The following is a 26,719-nucleotide window of genomic DNA, read 5'->3' as shown; positions in this document are numbered from 1 at the left end:
AGTACATTTGTATTTTTTTTTCAAGCAGAAGACGGCATACGAGATGTAGAGAGGTCTCGTGGGATCGGAGATGTGTATAAGAGTTTTTTCAAGCAGAAAGCGGCATACGATATGTAGAGAAGTCTCGTGGGCTCGGAGATGTGTATAAGATTCAGCCCTTTACCCGCCCACCAGCGCAGCCGACGGGAAGTGGCACGCTTATTGTTAGGGTGCCACTACACGCTGGCCGTCGCGCGTCACACTCCCCCTGCAACCGCACCGCCACGCGTAAGCCCGTCATTCTTAATCAGGATTGCAAAATGAAAACTGTTAATGAATTAATCAAGGAGATCCGCACCCTTCACTCGCATCTGCATGAGAAAGATTTTTTGCTGACGTGGGAGCAGTCGCCGGATGAGCTGAAGCAGGTGCTTGATGTCGCTGCGGCACTGAAGGCGCTGCGTGCAGAGAATATTGCCACCCGCGTGTTCAACAGCGGGCTGGGCATTTCGGTGTTCCGCGATAACTCGACCCGCACCCGCTTCTCCTATGCCTCGGCGCTGAATCTGCTCGGCCTCGCGCAGCAGGATCTTGATGAGGGAAAATCGCAGATTGCCCACGGCGAAACGGTGCGTGAAACCGCCAATATGATCGCCTTCTGCGCGGATGCCATCGGTATTCGTGACGACATGTATCTCGGAGCCGGTAACGCCTGGATGCGGGAAGTGGGCGAAGCGCTGGATGATGGTCATAAACAGGGCGTACTGCCGCAGCGTCCGGCGCTGATTAATCTGCAATGCGACATTGACCACCCGACCCAGTCGATGGCGGATCTCGCCTGGCTGCGTGAACACTTCGGCTCGCTGGAGGCGCTGAAGGGCAAAAAAATCGCCATGACCTGGGCCTACTCGCCAAGCTACGGCAAACCCCTCTCGGTGCCGCAAGGGATCATCGGGCTGATGACGCGTTTTGGAATGGATGTCACCCTCGCGCACCCCGACGGCTACGACCTGATCCCGGATGTCATTGAAGTGGCAAAAAGCAATGCCGCAGCTTCGGGCGGCAGCTTCCGCCAGGTCAATGATATGGCAGAAGCGTTTAAGGATGCCGATATCGTCTACCCGAAATCCTGGGCGCCCTACACCGTGATGGAGCAGCGCACCGAGTTACTGCGCGCCAGCGATCATCAGGGGCTGAAAGCGCTGGAGCAGCACTGCCTGGCGCAGAACGCCCGCCATAAAGAGTGGGAGTGTACAGAAGCGCTGATGGCGACCACCCGCAACGGCGAGGCGCTCTATATGCACTGCCTGCCGGCGGATATCAGCGGCGTCTCCTGCGACGAAGGCGAAGTCGCGGCTGAGGTGTTCGAAAAATACCGCATTGCCACCTACAAAGAGGCGAGCTGGAAGCCCTACATCATCGCCTCAATGATCCTCTGTCGCAAATATGCCGAGCCGGGCCAGCTGCTGGAACAGCTGTTTACCGACGCGCAAAAACGCATTTTGTAACCGACCGGCTAGCCAGTCGGCCACTTACTGTTTCTGACATTATGGAGAAGGTTAGAACATGTCCGCACTTCCATTGCGTATCAATATTGCAGAAAACCACTTCTTTACCGGCGAAGCCTCGCCGCGCTTCACCCGCCAGCAGGCGCAGCAGGCGCGCCAGTTCCATCAAAAACTGGCGGGCTATCAGCCCACCCCGCTCTATGCCCTGAACGCACTGGCGGCGTGCGTCGGTGTCGATACGATTCTGGTGAAAGATGAGTCGCAGCGCTTCGGCCTTAACGCCTTCAAAATGCTCGGCGGCGTTTACGCCATCGCCCAGCTGTTATGCGAGAAATATCATCTTGATATCAACGCCTTCTCGTTTGAGCACTTCAAAGCAAGCAGCAAAGAGAAGCTCACTTTCGCCACCTGCACCGATGGTAACCACGGGCGCGGCGTCGCCTGGGCCGCGCAGCAGCTTGGGCAGAACGCCGTGATCTATATGCCGAAAGGATCCGCTCAGGCACGGGTCGATGCCATTCTGCGCCTCGGGGCGGAGTGCATCGTCACCGATATGAATTACGACGATACCGTGCGCTTTACCCTGCAACGGGCGCAAAAAAATGGCTGGGAGGTGGTGCAGGATACCGCCTGGCCCGGCTACACCAAAGTCCCCACCTGGATTATGCAGGGCTACGCCACACTGATTGATGAGGCAATCGAACAGATGGCCGCGATGGGCTCACCTCGCCCCACTCACGTTTTCCTGCAAGCGGGCGTCGGCGCAATGGCAGCCAGCGTCCTGAACTACCTGGCAGAAACCTTTGACGCCCGGCATCTGCACAGCGTGATTATTGAGCCGGAGCATGCCGACTGCCTCTACCGCTCCGCCGTGAAGGGGGAGATCGTCAAGGTAGGCGGCGAGATGGAGACCATTATGGCGGGCCTCGCCTGCGGCGAACCCAACCCGCTCGGCTGGACGATCCTGCGCAACTGCGCCAGCCAGTTTATCGCCTGTGAAGATGCCGTCGCCGCGCTGGGCATGCGCGTGCTTGGCCATCCACTGGGCGACGATCCGCGCATCATCTCCGGCGAATCCGGCGCCGTCGGCGCGGGCCTGCTCGCCGCCATCCCGCTGCACCCGCAGGGCGAGTCGCTGAGAAAAAGCTTACAGCTTAATCGCGACTCGGTAGTGCTGCTGATCAGTACCGAAGGCGATACCGATGCGCAGCACTATCGCGAAGTGGTGTGGGCAGGCAAGCATCCGGCGGCTGAATAATTTCCCCGACGTTACCGCCAGGCGGCAAGCGTCATAACAGGAGAAGAGAACAATGGGTAAAGCTATCCCCTTTAAACAGATTGTTGAAAAAGCACACCACTACGAAGCGGAAATGACACGCTTCTTGCGCGATATGATCGCCATCCCCAGCGAAAGCTGCGATGAGAAGCGCGTCGTTCACCGAATCAAAGAGGAGATGGAGCGCGTTGGCTTCGACAAAGTGGAGATCGACCCGATGGGCAACGTGCTCGGCTATATCGGCCACGGCCCACGGCTGCTCGCCATGGATGCGCATATTGATACGGTCGGCGTCGGCAATATCAAAAACTGGGGCTTTGATCCCTATCACGGGATTGAAACCGATGAGCTGATCGGCGGGCGCGGCGCTTCCGATCAGGAGGGCGGCATGGCCTCGATGGTCTACGCCGGGAAGATCATCAAAGATCTCGGCCTTGAGGATGAGTACACCCTGCTGGTGACTGGCACCGTGCAGGAGGAGGATTGCGACGGGCTTTGCTGGCAGTACATCATTGAGCAGTCCGGCATTCGCCCGGAGTTTGTCGTCAGCACTGAACCGACCGATTGCCAGATCTATCGCGGTCATCGCGGGCGCATGGAGATCCGCGTCGATGTGCATGGCGTCAGCTGTCATGGCTCCGCGCCGGAGCGCGGCGATAACGCCATCTTCAAAATGGCCCCGATTCTCGGCGAGCTGGAGAAGCTGTCGCAACGTCTGGGACATGACGATTTTCTCGGCAAAGGCACGCTCACCGTCTCCGAGATCTTCTTCACCTCACCAAGCCGCTGTGCGGTGGCGGATAGCTGCGCCATCTCTATCGATCGCCGCCTCACCTGGGGCGAAAGCTGGGAAGGCGCGCTGGAGGAGATCCGCGCGCTGCCCGCGGTGAAAAAGGCCGAAGCGGTGGTATCGATGTACAGCTACGACCGCCCGTCGTGGACCGGGCTTATCTACCCTACCGAGTGCTACTTCCCGACGTGGAAAGTGGAGGAAGATCACTTCACCGTGCGCGCGCTCTACAACGCCTATGAGGGGCTGTTCGGCAGCGCGCCGGTGGTTGATAAGTGGACCTTCTCCACCAACGGCGTCTCGATTATGGGGCGGCACGGCATTCCGGTTATCGGTTTTGGCCCCGGTAAAGAGCCGGAAGCCCATGCGCCGAATGAGAAGACCTGGAAGTCGCATCTGGTCACCTGCGCGGCGATGTATGCCGCGATCCCGCTGAGCTGGCTGGCGACGGCGTAGTTTGTCGATGTCACGCCCGCTTGATTTCGCGGCGGGCGTTCTGGAGTCTCTATGCGCGTACTGATTAAAAATGGCCTTATTGTCAACGCTGACAAGAGAGCCTGCGCGGATCTGCTGATCGATGCCGGGCGGGTTAAGCAAATTGCCAGCACGATTGAGGCCGATGCCTCCTGCAAGGTGATTGATGCCACGGGCTGTTATGTGATGCCCGGCGGCATCGATGTTCACACCCATTTCAATATTGATACCGGGCTTGCCCGCAGCTGCGACGACTTCTTTACCGGCACCCGCGCGGCGGCCTGCGGCGGCACTACCACGGTGGTCGATCATATGGGCTTTGGCCCGCCCGGCTGCCATCTGCGCCACCAGCTGGGGGTTTACCATAACTATGCCGCCTATAAAGCGGTGATTGACTACAGCTTTCACGGCGTGATCCAGCATGTGAATCACGGCATTCTGGATGAGATCCCGATGATGGTGGAGAGCGGCATCAGCAGTTTCAAGCTCTATCTCACTTATCAGTACAAGCTGAACGATGATGAGATTTTGCAGGCGATGCGCCATCTGCATCTGGCGGGCGCGCTGACCACCGTCCACCCGGAGAACGATGCCGCCATCGCCCAGCGCCGCGCGGCGTTTCTTAATGCCGGCAAAACCGCGCCGCGCTACCACGCCCTGAGCCGCCCGCCGGAGTGCGAAGCGGAGGCGATCGCCAGAGTGATTAATCTCGCGCGGCTTGCCGGCGACGCGCCGCTCTATATCGTGCACCTCTCCAATCAGCTGGGGCTGGAGTACCTGCGTCTGGCCCGCGCGCAACAGCAGCCGGTGTGGGTGGAGACCTGCCCGCAGTATCTGCTGCTCGACGAGCGCTGCTACGAACGCCAGGACGCGCTGAAGTATCTGCTCAGCCCGCCGCTACGTAACGCCCGCCACAATGATGCGCTGTGGGGCGGCATTGCCGATGGCACGATTGATACCGTCGCTACCGATCACTGCGCTTTTTCGCTGACGCAGCGCCAGACCCTCTCCGGCGGCGATTTCAGCCGCTGCCCGAACGGGCTACCAGGGGTGGAAAACCGCCTGCTGCTGCTCTTCTCCTATGGGGTGATGACCGGACGTATTTCGCCCGAGCGCTTTGTGGCGCTCACCAGCGCCAACCCGGCGAAATTGTTCGGCATGTGGCCGCAAAAAGGGCTATTGGCTCCCGGCGCGGATGGCGATGTGGTGATTATCGATCCGCAGCGCACCACCACCATTCGCCACGACCGGCTGCATGACAATGCGGACTACTCGCCGTGGGAGGGGTTTATCTGTCAGGGGGCGATCCGCCAGACCCTGTCGCGCGGGCGGGTGATCTTCGATAACGGCGTCTTTACCGGCGTTGCCGGCCAGGGGCGCTTTTTACGCCGCCAACCCTTTCAGCCGCTTACGCTGCCGTCAGCGGAACCGTTACTACAAGAGAGTGTGCTATGAAGAAAAAGATTGTTCTCGCCCTCGGCGGAAATGCGCTCGGGTGCGATCTCGCCGGGCAGATGCAGGCGCTACAGCAGACTGCACAAACAATAGCGGAGCTGGTCGCCCAGGGGCACCAGGTGGTGATCACCCACGGTAACGGCCCGCAGGTGGGCATGATCACCCTCGCTTTCGAGGCCGCCGCCAGAACCGAGGCGCACACGCCGATGCTGCCGATGTCGGTCTGCGTCGCCCTGAGCCAGGGCTATATTGGCTACGATCTGCAAAATACCCTGCGCGAAGCCCTGCTCGCACGTAACCTCGATATTCCCGTCGCCACGGTGATAACCCAGGTGGAAGTGGCGGCGGGCGATCCCGCCTTCAGCAAGCCCGACAAACCGATTGGCTCCTTCTTTTCCGAAGCTGAAGCGCAGGCGCTTATCCGCCAGGGTTACACCATGAAGGAGGATGCCGGGCGCGGCTACCGGCGGGTTGTCGCCTCGCCAAAACCGGTCGATATCATTGAAAAAGAGACGGTAAAAGCGCTGATGGCCGCCGATCAGGTGGTGATCACCTGCGGCGGTGGCGGTATTCCGGTGGTGCGTGAGGGGCAGCATCTGCGCGGCGTCAGCGCGGTGATCGATAAAGACTGGGTCAGCGCCACGCTCGCCGCCATGATCGATGCCGATATGTTGATCATTCTTACCGCCGTGGAGAAAGTGGCGCTGCACTTCGGCAAGCCCAACCAACAACTGCTCGACAGGCTCTCCGTCAGGGATGCGGAGCGTTTTATCGCCGAAGGCCACTTCGCCGCAGGCTCAATGCTGCCGAAGGTGGAGGCCGCCGTCGCCTTTGCCCGCTCGCGGCCTGGCCGCCAGGCGCTGATCACCGAGCTACGCCAGGCGAAAGCGGGCATTGAGGGGAAAACCGGCACACTGATTAGCCAGTAACTGGCGGCCGGGCTTGCCCGATCAGCTCACCGCAATGGGCGTTTCACTCTGTTGGTGTGCGGGCACGTTGAGGCCGAGCAGCCCGCCCGCCGCGCGGTTTTTCACCTGCAGGATCTCCGCCAGTATGCTGATAGCGATCTCCTGCGGCGTCTCGGCGCCAATGTCATACCCCACCGGCGCGCGCAGGCGGGCAAGCGCGCTGTCGCTGACCCCCGCATCGCGCAGCTGGCGCAGAAAGGATTGCACCTTACGCCGGCTCGACAGCAGCCCGAGCCAGGCAACCGGCTGGTCAATCAGCAACTCCAGCGCCTCACGATCCTGGTTATGGGTGGCGATCAGCACGTAGTCCTGCGGCTGAATCGCAAGGTTATCGATCACCTCGACAAAGTTTTGCCCATACACCAGCCGAATGGAGGGGAGAAAGGCATCAGAGGTGAGGCTCTGTAAATAGGTGTCGCCAACGGCGATATCAAACCCGAGCGGCACCGCGGCGTGCGCCATCGCGCGGTTAACATGCCCTGCGCCAACCAACACCAGCCTGGGACGCAGGCCATGCACGCTGATATGCACGGTCATCGCGCCACCGCAGTCCGCGCCGACCGCATTCTGCCCGCTGCGCGCCATACGGCCATGAAAGACGCGGGCGGTTTTCTCCCGCAGCGCCTCCAGCGCCTCGTTGATAACGTGACGCTCAATCACGCCGCCGCCGATGGTGCCGATGATCGTGCCGTCATCGCGAATCAACATCTGCGCAGTGTGCCGGGGGGCTGACCCACGGCTGTCAATAATCTGCGCCAGGGCAAAAGGCCGGTTCTGCTCTTCAAGCTTTGCTGCTTCTGCAAAAATCGTCATAACATCCTCAAGGTTATTTAGTCCGCGCGTGGCACGCTTTTTCACCTTTGAGTAATGCAATATTTATACTCGTCTGCCGTTTTATTTTTTAAAGCGTGAGCCGCGTCGTAAACGAGCCTGTTATTTGCCTGAGGAGTCATCAGCGATAACCGCGTTAATACGCAGCGGCGGGCATGAAATTATCACTCTGATAGTTTCTCTGCGCTTTTTGAGAAAATGAAAATTACGCCTGGCTAAGGATTGCCTGATACTCACCCTCGAAATAAACCCAACCGCCAGGACTTTAGAGGCACCTCACACTTTCGCGCTCTTTCAATCACTTAAACCAGGAGTGGTGTGATTGTTGCTTCCTCTCTCTCCGCCGCTGCGATGAAAAATAGTGCGGCAATGTCGTTTATCTGAATAAGCCAGAGGAGAGGGTTATGGGAGATATTATGCGCCCCGTGCCGTTTGAGGCGCTACTGACGCGTATTTTTGAGGAGTATCAGAGCCAGCGGTCAATATTTGGTATTCCCGAACAGCAATTCTGTTCAACCATCCGTTCGCGGCCCATCACGGTATTTGGCGAAACCTGCGCCACCCCGCTTGGCCCGGCCGCCGGGCCGCATACGCAGCTGGCGCAAAATATTATTACCGCCTGGCTGACGGGCGGGCGTTTTATCGAATTAAAAACCGTGCAGATCCTCGATCGCCTTGAGATTGAAAAACCCTGTATTGATGCCGAAGATGCCGGTTTTAATACCGAATGGTCGACGGAGTTCACCCTGGCCAAGGCCTGGGATGAGTACCTGAAAGCCTGGTTTGTGCTGCATCTGCTCGATGCGGTATTCCCGCAGACGCCGAGAACAGAAGAGAAATCCTTTATTTTCAATATGAGCGTCGGTTACAACCTCGACGGCATCAAGCAAGCGCCGATGCAGACCTTTATCGCCCGTATGATGGACTCCTCAGCGGAGCCAAAATTTCACCTCTATCGCACCACCCTGCATCACTGCCTGAATAACGCCGACTTTCTCGCCCGCCTGCCTAATCATGCCCGCTCGGCCAGGCTGCAATCCCTCTCTGAGCGCATTCCCGCCACGCTGGTGCAGGGGGTAACGCTCTCCACCATGCACGGCTGCCCGCCGGATGAGATTGAAGCCATCTGCCGCTATATGCTGGTGGAGAAGCGCCTCAACACCTTCGTCAAACTCAACCCAACCCTGCTGGGCTACGGACGCGTACGCGAGATCCTCGACCGCTGCGGCTTTGAGGAGATCGTGCTTAATGAGGAGTCCTTCGCCCACGACTTACAGTTTGCCCCGGCGGTGGCGATGCTGACGCGGCTGATGGCGCTGGCGGCCGGGCAGCAGCGCGGCTTCGGCGTCAAGCTCACCAACACCCTCGGCACGGTCAATACCCGCGGCGTGTTACCGGGCGGCGAGATGTATATGTCCGGGCGCGCCCTCTTCCCGCTCGCCATCAATGTTGCCGCCCGGCTGTCGCGCGCCTTCGACGGCAAGCTGCCTATCTCCTACTCCGGCGGGGCCAGCCAGCTCACCATCCGCGATATTTTCGAGACCGGCATTCGCCCCATCACGCTGGCAACGGATCTGCTGAAACCGGGCGGTTATCTGCGCCTCACCGCCTGCCTGCGCGAGCTGGAGCAGGCGCAGGGTTGGGAGATGACTACTATTGACGTTGCGCGCCTCGACGCGCTGGCGGAGCGCGCCATCACCATGGAGTACACGCAGAAAGCGTGGAAGCCGGACGATCGCATCGACGTCGCCAGCCCGCTGCCCGCCACCGACTGTTATGTTGCGCCGTGCGTCAGCGCCTGTGCCATCAAGCAGGATATCCCCGAGTATATTCGCCTGCTCGGCGAGGGGCGCTACGCCGATGCGCTGGCGCTGATTTACCAGCGTAACGCGCTCCCGGCGATGACGGGGCATATCTGCGATCACCAGTGTCAGTACAACTGCACGCGTCTGGATTATGAGAGCGCGGTGAATATCCGTGAGCTGAAGAAGGTGGCGCTGGAAAAGGGGTGGCAAGAGTACCGACGCCGCTGGCATAAACCGACGGGCTCCGGCTCGCGTCATCCGGTAGCGGTGATGGGTGCCGGGCCTGCCGGTCTGGCGGCCGGCTACTTTCTCGCCCGCGCCGGACATCCGGTGACGCTGTTTGAGCGCGAAGCGAGCGCTGGCGGCGTAGTGAAAAACATCATTCCGCCGTTTCGTATCCCGGCAGAGCTGATTGAGCACGATATTGATTTCGTGGTGCAGCACGGCGTGAAGATCGTTTACGGCTGCGACCCACACCTGACCGTTGCACAACTGCAAAAGCAGGGTTTTCACTATGTTCTGGTGGCGACCGGCGCGGATAAGAGCCGCGCAGTGGCGCTGGGCGGTGATAACCCGAATATTCACGCCTCGCTGGCGTTTCTGCGCGCCTTTCATCGCGGCGAGCCTTTGCAGCCCGGTAAGCATGTGGCGATTATCGGTGCGGGTAACACGGCGATGGATTGCGCCCGCGCGGCGCTGCGCATACCGGGCGTTGAGCGGGCAACCGTGGTTTACCGCCGCTCGCGCAAAGAGATGCCCGCCTGGCGCGAAGAGTATCAGGAGGCGCGTCGTGCAGGCGTGGAGTTTGCGTGGCTGAGCAACCCGGAGCAGTTTGCGCCAGACGGCACGCTGACCCTGCGCGTGATGCAGCTGGGCGAGGCCGATGCCGCAGGGCGTCGCCAGCCGCAGGCAACAGAGAAAACGCGCACTATGCAGGTCGATAGCGTCATTACTGCCATCGGCGAGCAGCAGAATAACGCAGCGCTGGCGGCATTCGGCCTGCCTGTTGATGAACAGGGGCGCGTGGCGGTCAATATTGAGGGTGAAACGCGCCTCGCCAACGTCTTTTTAATTGGCGATGTGCAAAACGGCCCGGCGTCGATTGTTGCCGCCATCGGCAATGCCCGGCGGGCAACGGAGGCGATCCTCGCGCGCGAAAGCCTCGCCAGCCATCAGCAGAGCAAATACTGGAGCAACGTCGACCCGGCGGAGATTTACCGACGCAAAGGCGACATCGCCACGGCGCAGGTGGATGAGGCAGATCGCGAAGCGTTTGTCGCCCAGGAGGCGAGCCGCTGCCTGGCCTGCAACTACATTTGCAGCAAATGCGTCGATGTCTGCCCGAACCGGGCGAATATCTCGCTGCCGATCCCCGGCTTCAACAACCGTTTCCAGACCCTGCATCTGGATGCCTGGTGCAACGAGTGTGGCAACTGCGCGCAGTTCTGCCCGTGGCAGGGCAAGCCCTATCAGGACAAAGTGACCCTCTTCAGCCTCGAAGAGGATTTCCTCAACAGCCACAATCCCGGCTTTTTCATCGACAACCAGCGCGTGCATATCCGCCAGCATGACCAGCAGTGGCAGCTCGATATCAGTGCGGACGGCCATTTCGGCCAAGTGCCGCCGCAACTGGAGGAGATGTGCCGCATTATCGGCCACGTTCACCAGCACCACCACTATCTGCTTAGCGAGGTAGAACAATGAGTATCACCATCCTGAAAAATGCCACCGCCGCGCAGCTCTTCCCGGCGAAAGTGTGGCAACAGGTCGATATCGCGATTAAAGATGATCTGATCCTCGCGGTCGACAGCGGGCTGGAGCAGCGCTATATGGGCGCGCAGGTGATTGAGATGCAGGGTCGGCTGGTGATGCCCGGCCTGGTCTGCGCCCATAACCACTTCTACTCCGGTCTGTCGCGCGGGATTCAGGCGAAAATCGCCCCCAGCCCCGATTTTATCTCGACGCTGAAGAACCTCTGGTGGCGGCTCGACCGGGCCATCGACGCCGAGTCGCTCTACTACAGCGCGCTGATTTGTGCGCTGGAAGCAGTGCGCAGCGGCTGCACGGCGGTTATCGATCATCACGCTTCGCCGGGGTATATCGCCGGTTCACTCAGCCAGCTGCGCCGCGCTTTTCTCATCGTCGGGCTGCGCGGTATGACCTGCTTTGAGACCACCGATCGCAACGAAGGGCTGCGCGAGGTGTGTAAAGGCGTGGAGGAGAATATTCGCTTTGCCAAAGAGATCGACGCCGCACGGCAAAAAGAGCAGGAGCCTTACCTGGTAGAAGCCTGTATTGGCGCTCATGCGCCCTTCACCGTGCCGCACGAAGGGCTGGTGATGCTCAGCGAGGCGCGGAAAGCGACCGGGCGCGGGCTGCATATCCATGTCGCCGAGGATCGTTATGATGTCGCCCATAGCCATCATCATTACGGAAAAGATCCGCTGGAGCGGCTGGCAGAGTATGACCTGCTTGATGAGAAAACCCTTGTCGCCCACGGGCTCTATCTCTCCGACATCGATATCTCGCTGCTCAATGACCACAACGGTTTTCTGATCCATAACGCCCGTTCAAACATGAATAACCACGTCGGCTATAACCACCGGCTGTCGCAGTTCCGCCATCTTGCGCTCGGCACCGACGGCATCGGCTCCGATATGTTTGAAGAGCTAAAGTTCACCTTCTTCAAGCACCGCGATGCGGGCGGCGCGCTGTGGCCCGACAGCTTTGCCCGCGCGCTCTATAACGGCAACGAGGTGCTGAACCGCAACTTTAACGCCCGCTTTGGCCGTATCGAAGCGGGATATAAAGCGGATTTAACCATCTGCGACTATCTGCCGCCGACGCCGCTGATTGATGCCAACATCGCCGGGCATCTGGTGTTTGGCCTCAGTTCCAACAGCGTGCACAGCGTGATGGTGAACGGCAGGATGATTTATCAGGATCGCCGTTTCACCCTCGACTGCGCGCCGCTGTTTGCCGAAGCGCAGGCGGTGGCGAAACGGCTATGGGCGAAGATGGACGCCCTGAACTGACCCCGCCTGCCAGTCCGGCAGAGCAAACCGGGCTGGCAGGCGCTACACGGTAGGGTTGGGTGAATCGCCCGGCCAGCACAGGAGAGAAAAGCTCATGAAAGAGAGTGCTATGTCGGCTTCGGCCGCGTCCGTTGATGAGGTTCTGCCGGTAACGCAGATGTTTTTTTATGGCCTGCAACATGTGCTGGTGATGTATGCCGGTGCGGTGGCGGTGCCGCTAGTGGTGGGCAACGCGGTCGGGCTGCCTGCGGAACAGATTATTTTGCTTATCAGCGCCGATCTGTTTATTTGCGGCGGCGCGACGCTGATGCAGTCGCTGGGGGTGACGCAGTGGCTTGGCTGTCGACTGCCGCTGATTCAGGGCTGCACCTTCGCAGCACTCATCCCGATGGTGCTGATTGGTAAGGAGTATGGCCTCGGCGGCATCTCCGGGGCGGTGATTATCTCGGGGATCTTTATCCTCTGCTGCGCACCGTGGATCAGTAAGCTGATCCGCTTTTTCCCCAAAGTGGTGATGGGCAGTATCGTCACGCTTATTGGCTTATCGATTCTGCCTGTCGCCGGTGGCTGGGTCGGCGGCGGCGCAAGCGATATGCACGGCTTTGGCGACCTGATTTCACTCCTGATGGCCGCCGTGACGCTGGTGGTGATCCTCAATATCTACACCTTTGCCTCCGGGGTGATTAAAAACACCTCGGTGCTGATTGGGCTGGTGGTCGGCACGCTGCTGTGGAGCGTATTTAAACCGCTCGATTTTCAGCTGGTGCAGGCGACGCCCTGGCTGCATCTGCCGCAGGCGTTGCCATTTGCGAAACCGGAGTTTCACCTGCTGCCCGTCGCGCTGCTGTCGATGGTGATGGTGGTCGTGATGGTAGAGACCATGTCGTCGATGATGGCGACCGGCGATATTGTCGGTAAAAATGTCGATGCGCGGATGCTGCGTAACGGCGTTAATACCTGTGGGCTGGCAACCATGATCTGCGGGCTGTTTAACCTCTTCCCCTATGCCGCCTTTGCGCAAAACGTCGGGCTTATCGGCCTCACCGGTGTGCGCAGCCGTTATGTCGTTGCCATGTCGGGAGTGATTTTGATGCTGATGGGGCTGTTTGCCAAACTGGCGGCGCTGGTGGTGTTAATCCCCAAACCGGTGCTGGGCGGCGCGGGGATTGTGATGTTCGGCATGGTTGCCGTCTCGGGCATTCGCACCCTCGGGCAGGTCGATTATCGCAATAACAATAACGGCATGGTGGTGGCGCTGACGCTCGGGCTGGGGATGATGCCGGTGCTGGTGCCGACGCTCTTTACCCAGTTTCCGCCAACGGTGCAGCTGTTTCTGCACAGTGGCATCACCATCGGCACGCTGACGGCGATTGTCGCCAACCTGACCCTCAACGGCAGCGCGCCGTTTAAATTCTCCCACAACGCCCCCTCCCCCGATCCGCTACCGCCGAGCGCCGCCGCGCGCAATGTGGCGGTGCGCACCGTGAGAATGTGGCTGCTGCTGCGCAAAGTGCAAAAAGAGCGGCAGGAGAAAGCGTGATGCACTCGCCCCGGCGGGCTGCCCTACACCGCCCGCCGCTGGGTTGCCAGCGCCAGTAACAGCAGGCAGATGGCGATCGAGGTTGCCAGATTGCAGAGCATGCCCGCGACAAACGCCGACGCGTACTGCCCCGCCTGCGCAACTGACCCAGCATCGCTCAGGGCGTTGTTGAACAGCATTGCCACCACCGCCACGCCCAGCGCGGCACCGACCTGCTGGACGGTGGAGATGATGCCGGACGCCATGCCGGATTGCGCTTCGTCAACGTAGCCAAGCACCAGATTGAGTAGCGGCGTCATGATCGCCCCCTGCCCGGCACCGACAACCACCAGCACCGGGATCAGGGTAACGGGGTTCAACTGTGCGCCCGCCATCGCCACCTGCGCAATCAGCGCGGCAATAAACAGCGCGTAGATCAGCGCCCCGCCGATAATCGCCTGGATCCCCCAGCGCGCCACCAGTCTCGGTGCGGTGAGCGACGCCAGCACAAAACCGACGCTACAGGGGGCAAAAATCAGCCCCGCCTGAAGTGGGTCCAGTCCAAACCCTTTTTGCACCAGCAGGGCAAAGCAGAGAAAGAAGGAGCTGGAGGTGGAGTAGACCAGCAGCACCAGCACCACGCCGAGTGCGACATGGCGTTGCGCCAGCAGGCGCATATCCACCAGCGGCCATAAACCTGCAATCCGACGCCGCTCCTGCTGGCGATAAAAGAGCACCAGCAGCACTGCTGCCGCGCCCAGTGAGCAGAGCGTCCATGCGGGCCAGCCCTGCGTTGGCCCTTCGATCAACGGCACCAGTAACAGTGCGAGCGCGGTGCTAATTAGCAGCACGCCGCGCCCGTCGAGCAGCGGTTTTTGCGGCGCTAAAGATTCGGGAATAGCGCGAGCCGCAACGATGGCAATCACGCCAACCGGGACGTTAATCAGAAAGATAGTGCGCCAGCCCAGGCCAAAGAGATCGGCGTGAATCAACGCACCACCCAACACTTGCCCGGCAATCGCCGCCAGCCCGAGGGTCATGCCGAGCAGGCCAAACGCGCGGCGTCGGTCGTTACCGTCAAAGTTAACGCGAATCGAGGCGTAGACCTGCGGGAAGAGCAGCGCCGCCGCGAGCCCCTGCAATACGCGGGCGGCAATCAGCGTTTCACTGCTTGTTGCCAGGCCACAAAGCGCCGAGGCGAGGGTAAAGCCAGCCATACCAAAGATAAAGAGGCGACGGCGACCAAAGCGGTCGCCGAGCCGCCCACCGGTGATCAGCAGCACGCCGAAGGCCAACTCGTAGCCTGCGACGATAAAACTGATTTGCGCGAAGCTGGCACCCAGCCCGCTCTGAATACTCGGGATAGCGACGTTAACCACAAAGAGATCGAAAATGGTGACAAAGCCTGCCAGCAGCAGCACGGCTAAGCCTGCCCACGGCGGCGCGGCGGCGGTTGAGCGATCGCAGGGGATCGCAGCAGAGGGGGTAGATTTCATAGCGCATTTCCATTATCAGCGGAGTGTGCGACGATTCTCCCTGCTTCATTAAGCCGTTACAATTTAACCATTTATACTATTACTTTTAGCAACGAGAGCCGAGATGCGAACTCTGGAACGAACCCGCCCCGATCTGGCAGCCTTTTTACGCGCGCACCGCCAGCGCCTGTCGCCCGCCGATGTCGGCCTGCCGAGCAGTAACCGACGCCGCACGCCGGGGCTTCGGCGCGAAGAGGTGGCAGCGCTCGCCGGGGTCGGTTTAACCTGGTACACCTGGCTTGAACAGGGGCGCGATATTGGCGTCTCGGCGCAGTTTCTCGACAACCTCGCGCGGGTGCTGAAACTGGATGCGGCCGAGCGCCGTCATCTCTTTATGCTCACCCACGCGCGCCCACCCGCCGAACCGGGCAAAACCTGGTGCGTACTGCCGCCGCTGGTGCGCCGCCTGATGCACGATCTCCCCCACCCCGCCTTTGTGCTCAACCTGCGCTGGGATGTGCTGGGCTTTAACGCCCCGGCGGATACGCTTTTCGGCTTCAGTCGCCACGCGCCCGAGCGGCGTAATCTGCTCTGGCTGCTGTTCACCGATCCGCTGCTGCAGGAACGTTTTGTCGCCTGGCATGAGCAGGCTCCGCTAATGCTGTCGAGCTTTCGCCGCGACTTCGCCCGCGCCAGCCAGAGCACCGATATTGTCGAACTGGTCGATGAGCTGGAGCGCGTGTCGCCAGAGTTCAGCGGCTGGTGGCGGCAGCATGATGTTCACGCCCCGTGCAACGGCGTGCGCCATTTGTGGATGGATGAGCGTTCCGTGCCATTCGAGCACACCACGTTGATTATCGACGAAGATCGCCACCTGCGGCTGGTGGTTTATGCCCAACACCAGCAAGAAGCCGGGTAGCGAATAACGGGAATCAGTTCAGGGCAAAAACTCGTGCGGCGTCGCGCCAAGAATCGCCCGGAAGGCCGCGGTGAAAGCGGCGGGACAGGAAAAGCCGAGCTGGTAAGCGACCTGCTTCACCGGAATGCCGTTAGAGAGCAGATCCAGCGAGGCGCAGATGCGTGCCCGCTGCTTCCAGCTTCTGAAGCTGAAACCGGTGTCGCGGATAAACTGGCGCGAAAAGGTGCGTTCCGACATCGCTGCAATATGGGCCAGATCGCTTAGCGACGCGTCCCAGCGCTGACCGAGCAGTAATTCATTGGCGGCGCGGGCGAGGCGTTCGTCCTGCGGCAGGGGAAGCTCAGCGGCAAGGTGTTCTGTTTCGCTGAGGATTTCCAGCAACAGTAGCGCCATTCGCCGCTGGCTTGGTGCTTTGTACTCATCGTTGAACAGCCCCGCAATCAACTCTTTCACCAGTGGCGTCGCGCCAATCACATGCACCAGTTCGCTCTTGGTGAAGTTGCTGCATTCCGCGATCAGCGAGCGGCTGAAGTAGAGGGTGCGCAGGTCGGTTTCTGAAAGCAGCGTATAGCTATGCTCCTGCAACGGCGGCAGCCATAGCGCGCGCTGCGGCGGGATCACCCAGCGGCGCTCGCCGGTCTCCACCAGCAACACGCCGCGGGTGGCAAACAGCAACTGCCCTTCCAGATGGTAATGGGGCGGATCGACCTCTCCGCGTCGATAACCTCTGGCAAGGTTTGACCAGCCAATGGCCTCATCATGTCTTGGCGCTTTATCTATGCTGTTTGGCATTTGAGATTCAAAACCTGCATTTATGATTGGCCGGGTTATATCACCCCATCGCAATCTGGAGCAAACATCAATGCGGGTTCATTTTATCGTTCATGAAAGTTTTGAAGCGCCCGGCGCGTATGAAAGCTGGGCGCAGCAGCGCGGTTACCCGGTCAGCCACTCCCGCGTCTATGCGGGCGATGCGCTTCCGGCCACGGCTGATGCCTTTGATCTGCTCATTATTATGGGCGGCCCTCAGGATCCGCATACCACCCAGGCAGAGTGTCCCCATTTTGATGCCCGCGCCGAGCAGGCCCTTATCGCTTTGGCGATCGCGGGCGGAAAAGCGGTGATCGGCATCTGCCTCGGGTCGCAATTAATCGGTGAGGCGCTGGGCGCTGCTTTTGCACACAGCCCTGAGAAGGAGATCGGTAAATTCCCCATTACGCTGACCGCGGCGGGCAAAAGTCATCCGCTGTTTGCCCATTTCCCTGAAACGCTGGCGGTCGGGCACTGGCATAACGATATGCCGGGCCTGACGGCCGATGCGCAGGTGCTCGCCTTCAGTGAAGGGTGCCCGCGGCAGATTGTCGCCTACAGCGATCGCGTGTTTGGCTTCCAGTGCCATATGGAGTTAACGCCTGAGGTAGTCGAGCGGCTTATCGCCCACTCCGAGGCGGATCTGAGCCGCGCCGCACAGTTCCGTTTTGTCGAAACGGCTGAAGCGCTGCGCGCCCATGATTACCGCGAGATGAACGATATCCTGTGCCAGTTTCTCGATAAGCTTACGGCGTACTATCAAGACGCAACACAGGCGCTGCGCCACTGATCTCATCAAGCGTATCGCGGCCCGCCTCGCGCCACATGCGCAGCAGGCGCTGGCGCGAATGGGGAGCGGCGCACGCAAGCTGCTGCACGCTTTCGATCTGCGCGACGGCGAAGTGGCGAAAATCGCCGCGGGTTTCGCACCATGCGGCGAGCAGCAGATCGCGGGATAAGTAGCCGAGGGCGAAAGGCCAGATCACGCGCTCGCTCGTTTTTCCCTGGCGGTCGGTATAGCGAATGCTCACTTTCAACTGTCGCCGGATGGCGGCGCGCAGCCCGGCAACGTGCTCGCTTTCCACCGCCGTTTCTGCCCTGCCTACCAGCAGCGTGGCGTGTTCGAACAGCGACTGCATCGGCGGCGGGATGCTCTGCATCACTTTGCCCGCCACCTCGTTGGCCGCCTTGCCAATCTCCGCATCGCCATAGGTCGCCACCCAGCGCAGACCGAGCGCCAGCGCATCCAGTTGCTCCGGGGTAAACATCATTGGCGGCAGAAGATAGCCCGGAGCAAGCAGATAACCGGTGCCCGCTTCGCCCTGGATATCTGCCCCCTGCGCGCGCAGCGAGGCGATATCGCGATAGAGCGTGCGCAGGCTGATGGATAACTCCTGCGCCAGGCTTGCGCCGCTCACCGGATAGCGGTGGCGGGCAAGGATTTGCAAAAGCGCGAGCAATCTTCCGGCACGCGCGGGTCCTGATGCTGACATGTTTTGACACTCCTCCCTGCGATAGTCATTTCCCCATTACCTTGAGGAGAGAAGTGCCCAATGATACCGAATTTATTCATCCTTTATGTTTCCGACCCACAGCGCAGCAGCGATTTTTACCAGACGCTGTTTCAGCAAACGCCCGATGTGGTGCTGCCCACCTGGGCGGCGTTCTCTTTTGCCAACGGGCTTAACCTCGGATTGTGGTCCACCCGCGCCGCCGATTTTCTCTCCGGCGGCGAAGGCAACCGCATGGAGATGAGTTTTATGGTGCAGGATAGCGCGGCAGTTGATGCGCTTTATCAGCAGTGGCTGGCGCTGGGCGTTGAGATCGAGCAGCCGCCTGCGCAGGCAGTTTTCGGCCGGACGTTCGTCGCCCGCGATCCGGACGGCCATCGCATCCGGGTTTGTATTCCGGATTAAGCGGGCTGTTCGCAGCCCCGGGAGATGGTATTGTTTTTATCCCTTAGCGGATGTTTGCCGGGCTTATCGCCTGATGCCCGGTTAACCCTCCTATAACGATAAAAAGGAACAACAATGCAACGAAACCTCGCCTGCCTGACACTCGCTATTTCCGCCCTGCTCAGCGCCTCGACGCTGCCCGCGTTGGCTGCGCCGCTGCCGGTCACGCCGGATCAATCGGTGCCGGTCAGTCACTACATAACCCAGCTCAACGCCGATAAGAGCGTCACCTTCCGCCTTTTCGCACCGGGCGCAAAGCGGGTCTCGGTGGTAACCGGCTCCAGCCCGGATAGCTATGTCTCGCATGATATGCATAAAGATGAGCGCGGCGTCTGGTCGTGGAAAAGCGAGGTGCTGGCCCCTAATCTGTATGAGTATTACTTCGACATTGATGGTTTCCGCTCGGTGGATACCGGCAGCCGTTTCCAGAAACCGCAGCGCCAGGTGAACACCAGCTTGATTCTGGTGCCGGGCTCGCTGCTTGACGATCGCGCGGTGGCGCATGGCGATCTGCTGACGGTCACCTACCACGCGAAAGCGCTGGGTGCCGAGCGCCGGATGTATGTCTGGACGCCGCCGGGTTATGACGGCAAAGGCGAGCCGCTGCCGGTGCTCTACTTCTATCATGGCTTTGGCGATACCGGCCTGTCGGCGATTGACCAGGGCCGCCTGCCGCAGATCATGGATAACCTGCTGGCGGAGGGGAAAATCAAGCCGATGCTGGTGGTAGTGCCGGATACGGAGACGGATATTACTGAGGCGATCCCGGAGAACTTCCCGCCGAAAGAGCGGCGTAAAGAGTTTTATCCGCTGAATGCGCAGGCCGCCGATCGCGAACTGATGCAGGACATTATTCCGCTCATCGACAGCCGCTTTAACGTGCGTAAAGATGCCGACGGGCGCGCGCTGGCGGGCTTATCGCAGGGCGGCTTCCAGGCGCTCTACTCCGGTATGCACCATCTTGAGCACTTTGGCTGGCTGGCAACCTTCAGCGGCGTGACTACCGCAACGGTGCCGGATGCCGGAATTACCCGCCAGCTCGATAACGCCCAGGCGGTGAATAAGCAGTTGCACAACTTCACCGTGGTGGTCGGCGAAAAAGACTCCGTTACCGGCAAGGATATCGCCGGGCTGAAAACGGAGCTGGAGAGCAAGGGCGTCCATTTCGACTACAAAATGTACCCGGGCCTCAATCACGAGATGGATGTCTGGCGCCCGGCCTACGCCGAGTTTGTGCAGAAAGTGTTTAAGTAACGGCAAGCGCCTTCTCATCCTTCGGGAAGGCGCTTATCTGCCCCTGCTGTTCGCCTGAGAATTCTGCTGTCGCGCGCTGGCGAAGAGAATAGGTTGAACTCGCAGGCCTGGCAGGCTAGCCTGCGTCAACAAATACCCTCTTCTAAAACACAGGTAATGTCGGCAATGGCTTTAATCCCTAAAAACTACGCGCGGCTGGAAAGCGGCTATCGTGAGAAAGCACTCAAAATTTATCCGTGGGTCTGCGGGCGCTGCTCGCGGGAATTTGTTTACTCAAACCTGCGCGAATTGACGGTTCATCATATCGATCACGATCACACCAACAACCCGGAAGATGGCAGCAACTGGGAGCTATTGTGCCTGTTTTGCCATGACCATGAGCACTCGAAATATACCGAAGCGGATCAGTACGGCACGAACGTGATTGCGGGAGAGGATGCGCAAAAAGATGTCGGCGCGGCGACCTATAACCCGTTTGCGGATCTAAAGTCGATGCTGGGCAAGAAGAAGTAAGTTTGCGTGAAATTCAGGCAATAAAAAACCCGCTCGTGGCGGGTTTTTTTTCATTATCAGTTGCGCTTACTGCTCAGGCTATCGCCGTCATCGCGGTTGTAAGGCTTGCTGATAATCAGCGCGGCTTACAGGGCAGTAACGTTGCCAGCTGCTGGGCCTTTAGCGCCGTTTTCGATGGTGAAGGAAACTTTCTGACCTTCATCCAGGGTTTTGTAGCTGTCGCTCTGGATTGCAGAGAAGTGTACGAATACATCTTTGCTGCCGTCGTCCGGAGTGATAAAGCCAAAACCTTTATCAGAGTTGAACCATTTTACTAAACCAGTCATTTTATTAGACATAGATAATTCCTTAATAGATGAGCCACTTAGCGCGGCGATAATGGCCTGTAATTAGAGAGTATCTTATTTGGCACTTAGGAGGAGGCTCACGAAGAAGGGTATCTTTGGATAACTCTTGAACTGAGGACTGCTTTACTAAAACTGCTTTCATAAGGTCTGTCTTCCAAACCGATGGCGCTATTAAGACACAGCAAATTTCTTTTGGCAACGTTTAAGTTTAATTATTTTAAACGCTTACACACCTGGACGGCTGCTTGCTAAAGCCTGAAGGCTTGAGCGGCGCGGCTTCAGCCGCTTAAGCCAAACGGCAAAATTTTTGTATTTATCGCCTCATTCAGGAACGTTTTTACGAACTTAAACGCTCCCTCAATCATTTGCATGTTCATATTATCCTCTCCTAAAACCAGGGGTATACTTCCGCCCGCAGTTCGATCTTGTTATGGCGAGGCTCCTGAGCAAAAACAAGTTACCGCCCTGATGGTGTCGAGAGAGACCACACAGGGAAATACAGGCATCCATCGAATCAAGGTGTTGCCAAGGTAACTTCCGGCGTGTTTATCGCGGATACGTTGCTCAGTGCTAAAACCGGGACGTAGGGATCTTCTTCTATATCTTCCTGTTTTGTTCGCCCTGTAAGCAGTTTTCTATAGGGAACGTTGTATGTCACATATTTATACTCACGGCGCACACTATCCAGAGGCGCATCAGGCTGGCGATAAGCTTGCCCACTATATGTCTGCCGATTTTATTGCATTGTCTGACGACCTGACCGTTGAGGAGGGCCGCTCGACATTTCTGCAACAGATTAGCGATGACTACTTTCCGACATATGTTTTTATCGTATGCGGTGCGATGCTGCGCGGCGCTCTGCCTATCAGGGCGTTGTTGCAGGAGGAGAATGTCGCGAAGCCCATCACCTCTTTAATGACCAGCGATCTGGTTCACGCCGCGCCTGATGATACGCGCCATGATACTGCCCGGCTGATCGAAAACCGGGGCATGACGCTGATTCCGGTCACAGAGCACGGCAGGCTTGTCGGCTGCCTGGCAGAGAAAGAGATTGCCCACCTGCTTGCCGATGAAGCAACAGAGGATGCCCAGCGCCAGGGCGCAACCTTACCGCTGGAGAAGTCGTATCTGGAGATAAGCCCGGTCGGGTTATGGAAAAAACGCGCGCTCTGGCTGTTACTGCTGTTTGTCGCAGAAGCCTATACCAGCAGCGTGATCCAGCACTTTGAAGAGGCGCTGGAATCCGCCATTGCGCTGGCCTTCTTCATTCCACTGCTGATCGGCACGGGGGGCAATAGCGGGACGCAAATCACCTCTACACTGGTGCGCGCGATGGCGCTGGGCGAAGTCAGGATGGCCGATCTGGGCCGGGTGATCCGTAAAGAGATGACCACCGCGCTGATGATTGCCGTCACCCTTGCCGCTGCCGGATGCCTGCGCGCATGGATGATGGGCATCGGCCCGGAGATCACCTTAATTGTCAGCCTGACGCTGCTCTGCATTACGCTCTGGAGCGCAGTGGTCTCTTCCGTGATCCCGATGGTGATTAAACGCGTCGGTATCGATCCGGCGGTGGTCTCCGCGCCGTTTATTGCCACGCTGATAGACGGCACCGGCCTGATTATCTACTTCAAAATTGCGCAATATTTTCTTGGGCTGAACTGAAATAACTTCATTCTTCTCTCTTTCCGGGACGCGCTGGCTTAATCCGTCGGCGCGTTCCCTGCCCCTTCCCCCCAATTTTCGGCGCATTCATTGCGCATCAAGACGTGCTATCGTCAGCCGTTAACAGACTGTTAAAAAAGGTTTTATGATGAGCACGCTCGAACAATTAAAAGCAAAGTACCCCGGCGCGCAGGCGTGGCAGATCGGCGACAGCCCGGCGCTGGCTGATGAGCTGGCAACATTAGTCGCCAGCGGCATCAAAACCGCCTCCTGCGGTGCATTCGCTTGCTGGCAGGCAGAAGATCCCGCGCCCAAACTGGGCAGTTACAATATTATTCTTAACGGCCGGGATGAGCCGGTGTGCGTGATCCGCATCATCTCACTGCGCCTGACGCGTTTTTGTGATGTCACCGACGCGTTTGCCCGTAAAGAGGGTGAAGGCGACTTAAGCCTCGACTACTGGCGCAAAGAGCATCAGCGCTTTTTTACCGCAGCCGGGATCTTCTCTGAAGAGATGGAGCTGGTGGCGGAAGAGTTTGAAGTTATTGAGCGTATTTAAAAGACGCCGCATCGCGCGGCGTTTACTTCAATTACTGCTATAAAACCTGGCCCACATCCTATAACCACATTAATAACGGGTTAATAATCAATTGTGGCTAATATAGAAATTAATTTAGTAACTATTATTAAATAGCATTACTTTGCGTAAGCTTATTTTCTAATTGCGAATCATTATCATAAATATAATAACCACCCGGCTTATTATTCAATTATTAAAATCCAGAAAAATTAAATTAAATGGGTGGTTATCGGCGCTAATAATTAAAACTTTATGCTTTTTTCCAAATAAATTTAAACCATTAAGCGAAGTAACCCATTTCGGCCCACTCTTACCAGGCAACAAATACAAATCATTGATTTACATGAATATTAATTATAAATTTTAATTAGAAAATTTAAACAATTTACTTCATGGACAATTCACCATGCGTATCTATAATTCTTTTGTCGCCAGCTTTATTTAAATTAAAACCTCCTGAATCCAGGGGGGGTAATTTTTATCATGAGCGCATTAACCATTTTATTGATGCCATTTAAAACATTACAATCACCAGGGTAAAAATGAAAAACCTATTAAATAAAATTAACCTCTCCACGAAGTTTATGGTGCTGGGTATCATTTCACTTCTCCTCTTTGCACTGCCGACTGCTTTATTTGTTAATGAAAGCAGCCAAAAAGTGCAGGCCAAACAGGTTGAACTGAAAGCGATTCCGGTTGAGAAAAAGCTGTTAAAGCTGCTTAACCTGATTCAGCGCCACCGCGCCGAATCCGCTATTGCTGTTACGCAAGGTAACCCTGCATATCCGCCGCGCATTGCGCTGCGCGATCAGATCAACGTACTGGCTGATGAGATCAGAAAAGATATCGTAGCTGAAAACCCGGATGCGCACCCTTTACAGCAGCTCGACAAGGTTAATCAGCAGTGGCAGGCGCTGCAAAACCAGATCGACAGCCGCAGCCTGACCGCGCCGGAAAGCCTGGTCTCCCATGCTGCGCTTATCCGCAGCCTGCTGGACTTTAATATCGACGTGCTGGATTTTTATGGCCTGTCGCTGGATCCCGATTTAGATACCTCGCAACTGATTACGGCGGCGCTCTTTCACCTGCCTGAGCTGACCGAGACCCTGGGCCAAATCCGCGCCAGCGGCACCTCCCTGCTGGCGAAGAAAGATGGCATCAGCGAGACCGACAATGCCCGCATGGAGTTTCAGATCGGCAACGGCGAAAAAGCGCTGCAGCTGTTTGACGTCGGTATGAAGAAATATCTGGGCGGCAACGAAGAGATCCGCAATCTGTTTGGTCGTAAAACGGAAGGTGCTGTTCAGGGCGCAACGCAGGCGCTCTCTACGGCCCGAGAGATCTTTATCACCCACTCGCGCCCGCCGATGGCACCGACGGAGTATGTGGCGATCTTTACCGAAGCCATTAACAACTTCACCGTGCTGGGTAACGGCATGAGCGATGAGCTCTCGCAGCAGTTAACTAAACAGATTTCGGCGCAGCGTAGCGCACAGATCACCCTGCTGGCGGTGCTGATCTTCAGCGCACTGCTGGGTATTACCCTGACGGTATTTATCATTCGCTCGATTACCGGCCCGGTTAATGAAGCGGCGCGCATCGCGCAGGAAGTGGCAACTGGCGATCTCACCTCCCGTATTGCCGTCACCGGCAGTAATGAGATGAGCGCGCTGTTGCAGTCCCTGATGAAGATGAGCGAACACCTCTCATCGCTGGTGAATGATATTAAAAACAACGCCGTGACCATTGCGACCTCCTCTGAAGAGATCGCCAACGGCAACAGCGATCTCTCCTCGCGCACCGAGGAACAGGCCGCTTCGCTGGCGCAGACTGCCGCCAGTATGGAGCAACTCGCCTCAATTATTCAGCAGAATGCGGACAATACCCGCCATGCCGCGTCGATGGCAGGCTCGGCAACCAGTGCCGCGCTGCTCGGCGGTGAAGCGATGGAGTCTGTGCTGGCCTCGATGCACAAGATCAGCAACAGCGCCGGTCAGATTGAAGAGATCATCGCGGTGATTGATGGCATCGCCTTCCAGACCAATATCCTGGCGCTGAACGCCGCAGTTGAAGCGGCCCGCGCGGGCGAGCACGGTAAAGGGTTTGCCGTTGTCGCCTCTGAGGTGAGAGCCCTGGCACAGCGTTCGGCTGTGGCAGCGAAAGAGATCAAAGAGTTGATTGAAAACTCGGTAAGCGACGCGCAGTCGGGCATTAAGATGGCGGAAAACGCCGGTGACAAAGTGAAGCAGAGCGTCAGCGCAATCGAGCAGACCTCAATGCTGATCAACGAAGTCTCCGCCTCCTCTGCCGAGCAGAGCTCCGGGGTGTCGCAGATTAATATCGCGGTCAGCCAGATGGATCAGGTGACCCAGCAGAACGCCGGGCTGGTTCAGCAGTCAGCCTCTTCGGCAGACGATCTCGCCGAGCGCGCGGCGCGCCTGCGCCAGCTGGTTGCCGTCTTCAAAACACAGTAACCCGCTGCTGCTCAGAATGAACCCGTTCTGGGCAATCGACTCCGACGCCGCCCGCATCGCCAGGCGGCGTCCTCTCCTCCCCCTGTTTCACCGCCCGCTTTTTATCTCCTGCGCCAGGGTTTGCAGCGTCGCCTGCAACCAGCTTGTCGCGCCTCGCTTGCCGCTGCGTTTATGGGAGTAAATCTTCACTTCAAACGGCGCGATGTCGAAAGGTAGGGCAAAGAGCGTGATATCCACGGCTGGCATCACTTTCTCGGCGGCAAAACGCGGGATCGCCATCAGCAAGTCGCTCCGGGCGACGATAAATGGCGCGCTCAGCATCGACGGCGTTTTGATTGCTATCTGCCGCGTGTACCCCATCTGCTCAAGCTGTAAATCAATCACCCCCTGCTTCTCATTCCACGGCGTCACCACCAGATGCCGCGCAGCAAGATAATCCTCAAGCGTCAGCGCGGAGCGGCTCTTGTTGCTGATAACGACATACTCATCCCTGAACCAGTCGATCTCATCCAGCTCCGGATGGCGAACCTCATCCGGCGTACTGAAGCCCAGCGCCAGATCGATCTCGCCGGCCAGTAATTCAGTGAGCGCCGGGCTGTGCGGCAAGTAAACCAGATCAAAACCGAGACCGGGCGCGTCGTATTGCAGTTTCTCCATCAGCGCGGGGAAGATGCAAAAAGCGGTGAAATCGGTGATGGCGATCTGCAAACGCTCCGTCGTGGTAGCGGGTGAGAACTCCGGCTGCGGCGTCAGCTCCTGGTTGAGGAATTTCAGTGCCGAGGCGATCGAAGGCGCGAGCTGGGTGGCATAGACGCTGGGGCACATCCGGTGCCCTTCCCGGTAAAAGAGCGGATCGTTGAGCGCGGTCCGCAGCCGTGAGAGCGCATGGCTCAGCGCCGAGGTGCTCATCGCCAGTTCATCAGCCGCAAGGCGCACCGAGCGGTAACGGTATACAGCATCAAAAACCGGCAGCAGATTGAGATCAAGACGCCGCAGCGCCGGATGCATAATATTCATCATTGTGTGATTTCATTGCACTTAATTCTTCAGACAATACCCCTTATGCTTAGCGCCAGCAATCTCACCT

General features: G+C 58.2%; 21 protein-coding genes, 1 pseudogene and 1 riboswitch. Of the genes and pseudogenes, 16 read left to right on the top strand and 6 right to left on the bottom strand.

Annotated features, from left to right (window positions below; all coding sequences use genetic code 11):
* Positions 1-299 precede the first annotated feature (299 nt).
* Genes ygeW through arcC form a run of 5 tightly spaced genes read left to right on the top strand, consistent with a single transcriptional unit; the run spans position 300 to position 6,411 of the window.
* Positions 300-1,487: a knotted carbamoyltransferase YgeW gene (gene ygeW, locus ACWPW2_RS21330; RefSeq protein WP_124967723.1), complete on the top strand. Its 1,188-nt coding sequence runs from the start codon at positions 300-302 to the stop codon at positions 1,485-1,487.
* 58 nt (positions 1,488-1,545) lie between these two features.
* Positions 1,546-2,745, top strand: a complete 1,200-nt coding sequence (gene dpaL / locus ACWPW2_RS21325) for a diaminopropionate ammonia-lyase (protein ID WP_312278289.1) — start codon at positions 1,546-1,548, stop codon at positions 2,743-2,745.
* A 52-nt stretch (positions 2,746-2,797) separates the two neighbouring features.
* The gene (locus ACWPW2_RS21320) at positions 2,798-4,009 is read left to right on the top strand and encodes a YgeY family selenium metabolism-linked hydrolase (protein ID WP_454125222.1); all 1,212 of its coding nucleotides are present in this window, start codon (positions 2,798-2,800) and stop codon (positions 4,007-4,009) included.
* A gap of 51 nt (positions 4,010-4,060) precedes the next feature.
* Positions 4,061-5,482 carry a dihydropyrimidinase gene (gene hydA / locus ACWPW2_RS21315; RefSeq protein WP_454125220.1) on the top strand — a complete coding sequence of 474 codons (1,422 nt, stop codon included), beginning with the start codon at positions 4,061-4,063 and terminating at the stop codon, positions 5,480-5,482.
* Complete coding sequence (arcC, locus tag ACWPW2_RS21310; protein ID WP_454125218.1) at positions 5,479-6,411, top strand: carbamate kinase; 933 nt, start codon at positions 5,479-5,481, stop codon at positions 6,409-6,411. The genes hydA and arcC overlap by 4 nt, the downstream gene beginning before the upstream one ends.
* A gap of 75 nt (positions 6,412-6,486) precedes the next feature.
* Here the strand turns inward: arcC and ACWPW2_RS21305 are convergent.
* A pseudogene (locus ACWPW2_RS21305) lies at positions 6,487-7,263 on the bottom strand (XdhC family protein); the annotation flags it as partial.
* 422 nt (positions 7,264-7,685) lie between these two features.
* Here ACWPW2_RS21305 and ygfK point away from each other — a divergent pair.
* The 3 genes from ygfK to ACWPW2_RS21290 all read left to right on the top strand — a co-directional run bounded on the left by ygfK (position 7,686) and on the right by ACWPW2_RS21290 (position 13,661).
* A complete protein-coding gene (gene ygfK / locus ACWPW2_RS21300) occupies positions 7,686-10,790 on the top strand; it encodes a putative selenate reductase subunit YgfK (protein WP_454125216.1) in 3,105 nt (1,034 codons plus the stop codon).
* The gene (ssnA, locus tag ACWPW2_RS21295) at positions 10,787-12,121 is read left to right on the top strand and encodes a putative aminohydrolase SsnA (protein ID WP_454125214.1); all 1,335 of its coding nucleotides are present in this window, start codon (positions 10,787-10,789) and stop codon (positions 12,119-12,121) included. The genes ygfK and ssnA overlap by 4 nt, the downstream gene beginning before the upstream one ends.
* Before the next feature lie 94 nt (positions 12,122-12,215).
* Positions 12,216-13,661, top strand: a complete 1,446-nt coding sequence (locus tag ACWPW2_RS21290; RefSeq protein WP_454125212.1) for a nucleobase:cation symporter-2 family protein — start codon at positions 12,216-12,218, stop codon at positions 13,659-13,661.
* A gap of 23 nt (positions 13,662-13,684) precedes the next feature.
* Here the strand turns inward: ACWPW2_RS21290 and ACWPW2_RS21285 are convergent, their stop codons facing one another.
* Positions 13,685-15,136, bottom strand: a complete 1,452-nt coding sequence (locus ACWPW2_RS21285; protein ID WP_454125210.1) for an MFS transporter — start codon at positions 15,134-15,136, stop codon at positions 13,685-13,687.
* 103 nt (positions 15,137-15,239) lie between these two features.
* Here ACWPW2_RS21285 and ACWPW2_RS21280 point away from each other — a divergent pair, with 103 nt between their 5' ends.
* Positions 15,240-16,034, top strand: coding sequence for a helix-turn-helix transcriptional regulator (locus ACWPW2_RS21280; protein ID WP_454125208.1), 795 nt, complete (start codon positions 15,240-15,242; stop codon positions 16,032-16,034).
* 18 nt (positions 16,035-16,052) lie between these two features.
* On the opposite strand, the gene ACWPW2_RS21275 is transcribed toward ACWPW2_RS21280, so the two are convergent.
* Entirely contained in the window at positions 16,053-16,826 is a 774-nt protein-coding gene (locus tag ACWPW2_RS21275) for an AraC family transcriptional regulator (RefSeq protein ID WP_454125206.1), read from the bottom strand.
* A gap of 70 nt (positions 16,827-16,896) precedes the next feature.
* Here ACWPW2_RS21275 and ACWPW2_RS21270 point away from each other — a divergent pair, with 70 nt between their 5' ends.
* The gene (locus ACWPW2_RS21270) at positions 16,897-17,634 is read left to right on the top strand and encodes a type 1 glutamine amidotransferase (RefSeq protein ID WP_454125204.1); all 738 of its coding nucleotides are present in this window, start codon (positions 16,897-16,899) and stop codon (positions 17,632-17,634) included.
* Here the strand turns inward: ACWPW2_RS21270 and ACWPW2_RS21265 are convergent.
* Entirely contained in the window at positions 17,591-18,337 is a 747-nt protein-coding gene (locus tag ACWPW2_RS21265; RefSeq protein ID WP_454125202.1) for a helix-turn-helix transcriptional regulator, read from the bottom strand. The two genes, ACWPW2_RS21270 and ACWPW2_RS21265, sit on opposite strands and share 44 nt — an antisense overlap.
* A gap of 60 nt (positions 18,338-18,397) precedes the next feature.
* Here ACWPW2_RS21265 and ACWPW2_RS21260 point away from each other — a divergent pair, with 60 nt between their 5' ends.
* The 3 genes from ACWPW2_RS21260 (at position 18,398) to yajD (ending at position 20,566) form a co-directional block, all read left to right on the top strand.
* Positions 18,398-18,760, top strand: coding sequence for a VOC family protein (locus ACWPW2_RS21260; RefSeq protein ID WP_454125200.1), 363 nt, complete (start codon positions 18,398-18,400; stop codon positions 18,758-18,760).
* A gap of 114 nt (positions 18,761-18,874) precedes the next feature.
* On the top strand, positions 18,875-20,053 hold the full coding sequence (locus ACWPW2_RS21255; RefSeq protein ID WP_454125198.1) for an esterase: 1,179 nt from the start codon (positions 18,875-18,877) through the stop codon (positions 20,051-20,053).
* A 165-nt stretch (positions 20,054-20,218) separates the two neighbouring features.
* Complete coding sequence (gene yajD, locus ACWPW2_RS21250) at positions 20,219-20,566, top strand: HNH nuclease YajD (RefSeq protein WP_023479696.1); 348 nt, start codon at positions 20,219-20,221, stop codon at positions 20,564-20,566.
* 125 nt (positions 20,567-20,691) lie between these two features.
* Here the strand turns inward: yajD and cspE are convergent, their stop codons facing one another.
* Positions 20,692-20,904 (bottom strand): transcription antiterminator/RNA stability regulator CspE, encoded by a 213-nt coding sequence (cspE, locus tag ACWPW2_RS21245; protein ID WP_023479762.1) that lies wholly within the window; start codon positions 20,902-20,904, stop codon positions 20,692-20,694.
* A gap of 426 nt (positions 20,905-21,330) precedes the next feature.
* Positions 21,331-21,509, top strand: a riboswitch (M-box (ykoK) riboswitch).
* 55 nt (positions 21,510-21,564) lie between these two features.
* On the opposite strand from cspE, the gene ACWPW2_RS21240 reads away from it, so the two are divergent.
* The 3 genes from ACWPW2_RS21240 to ACWPW2_RS21230 all read left to right on the top strand — a co-directional run bounded on the left by ACWPW2_RS21240 (position 21,565) and on the right by ACWPW2_RS21230 (position 25,632).
* Entirely contained in the window at positions 21,565-22,578 is a 1,014-nt protein-coding gene (locus ACWPW2_RS21240; RefSeq protein ID WP_454125196.1) for a magnesium transporter, read from the top strand.
* 148 nt (positions 22,579-22,726) lie between these two features.
* On the top strand, positions 22,727-23,137 hold the full coding sequence (locus tag ACWPW2_RS21235; protein ID WP_454125306.1) for an ASCH domain-containing protein: 411 nt from the start codon (positions 22,727-22,729) through the stop codon (positions 23,135-23,137).
* 563 nt (positions 23,138-23,700) lie between these two features.
* A complete protein-coding gene (locus ACWPW2_RS21230; RefSeq protein WP_454125194.1) occupies positions 23,701-25,632 on the top strand; it encodes a methyl-accepting chemotaxis protein in 1,932 nt (643 codons plus the stop codon).
* 87 nt (positions 25,633-25,719) lie between these two features.
* Here ACWPW2_RS21230 and ACWPW2_RS21225 read toward each other — a convergent pair whose 3' ends face one another.
* Entirely contained in the window at positions 25,720-26,652 is a 933-nt protein-coding gene (locus ACWPW2_RS21225) for a LysR family transcriptional regulator (protein ID WP_054803819.1), read from the bottom strand.
* Between the last annotated feature and the right edge of the window lie 67 nt (positions 26,653-26,719).

The sequence above is a fragment of the Kosakonia sp. Marseille-Q7440 genome, assembly GCF_965119485.1.
The sequence above is the reverse complement of the archived record's forward strand: the minus strand, read 5'-3'. Positions and strand labels throughout refer to the sequence as shown.

What these genes read in the sequence shown, in the direction of transcription:
- ygeW (WP_124967723.1), top strand. Translation starts at nt 300, where the DNA reads ATGAAAACTGTTAATGAATTAATCAAGGAGATCCGCACCCTTCACTCG.
- dpaL (WP_312278289.1), top strand. Translation starts at nt 1,546, where the DNA reads ATGTCCGCACTTCCATTGCGTATCAATATTGCAGAAAACCACTTCTTT.
- ACWPW2_RS21320 (WP_454125222.1), top strand. Translation starts at nt 2,798, where the DNA reads ATGGGTAAAGCTATCCCCTTTAAACAGATTGTTGAAAAAGCACACCAC.
- hydA (WP_454125220.1), top strand. Translation starts at nt 4,061, where the DNA reads ATGCGCGTACTGATTAAAAATGGCCTTATTGTCAACGCTGACAAGAGA.
- arcC (WP_454125218.1), top strand. Translation starts at nt 5,479, where the DNA reads ATGAAGAAAAAGATTGTTCTCGCCCTCGGCGGAAATGCGCTCGGGTGC.
- ygfK (WP_454125216.1), top strand. Translation starts at nt 7,686, where the DNA reads ATGGGAGATATTATGCGCCCCGTGCCGTTTGAGGCGCTACTGACGCGT.
- ssnA (WP_454125214.1), top strand. Translation starts at nt 10,787, where the DNA reads ATGAGTATCACCATCCTGAAAAATGCCACCGCCGCGCAGCTCTTCCCG.
- ACWPW2_RS21290 (WP_454125212.1), top strand. Translation starts at nt 12,216, where the DNA reads ATGAAAGAGAGTGCTATGTCGGCTTCGGCCGCGTCCGTTGATGAGGTT.
- ACWPW2_RS21285 (WP_454125210.1), bottom strand. Translation starts at nt 15,136, where the DNA reads ATGAAATCTACCCCCTCTGCTGCGATCCCCTGCGATCGCTCAACCGCC.
- ACWPW2_RS21280 (WP_454125208.1), top strand. Translation starts at nt 15,240, where the DNA reads ATGCGAACTCTGGAACGAACCCGCCCCGATCTGGCAGCCTTTTTACGC.
- ACWPW2_RS21275 (WP_454125206.1), bottom strand. Translation starts at nt 16,826, where the DNA reads ATGCCAAACAGCATAGATAAAGCGCCAAGACATGATGAGGCCATTGGC.
- ACWPW2_RS21270 (WP_454125204.1), top strand. Translation starts at nt 16,897, where the DNA reads ATGCGGGTTCATTTTATCGTTCATGAAAGTTTTGAAGCGCCCGGCGCG.
- ACWPW2_RS21265 (WP_454125202.1), bottom strand. Translation starts at nt 18,337, where the DNA reads ATGTCAGCATCAGGACCCGCGCGTGCCGGAAGATTGCTCGCGCTTTTG.
- ACWPW2_RS21260 (WP_454125200.1), top strand. Translation starts at nt 18,398, where the DNA reads ATGATACCGAATTTATTCATCCTTTATGTTTCCGACCCACAGCGCAGC.
- ACWPW2_RS21255 (WP_454125198.1), top strand. Translation starts at nt 18,875, where the DNA reads ATGCAACGAAACCTCGCCTGCCTGACACTCGCTATTTCCGCCCTGCTC.
- yajD (WP_023479696.1), top strand. Translation starts at nt 20,219, where the DNA reads ATGGCTTTAATCCCTAAAAACTACGCGCGGCTGGAAAGCGGCTATCGT.
- cspE (WP_023479762.1), bottom strand. Translation starts at nt 20,904, where the DNA reads ATGTCTAATAAAATGACTGGTTTAGTAAAATGGTTCAACTCTGATAAA.
- ACWPW2_RS21240 (WP_454125196.1), top strand. Translation starts at nt 21,565, where the DNA reads ATGTCACATATTTATACTCACGGCGCACACTATCCAGAGGCGCATCAG.
- ACWPW2_RS21235 (WP_454125306.1), top strand. Translation starts at nt 22,727, where the DNA reads ATGAGCACGCTCGAACAATTAAAAGCAAAGTACCCCGGCGCGCAGGCG.
- ACWPW2_RS21230 (WP_454125194.1), top strand. Translation starts at nt 23,701, where the DNA reads ATGAAAAACCTATTAAATAAAATTAACCTCTCCACGAAGTTTATGGTG.
- ACWPW2_RS21225 (WP_054803819.1), bottom strand. Translation starts at nt 26,652, where the DNA reads ATGATGAATATTATGCATCCGGCGCTGCGGCGTCTTGATCTCAATCTG.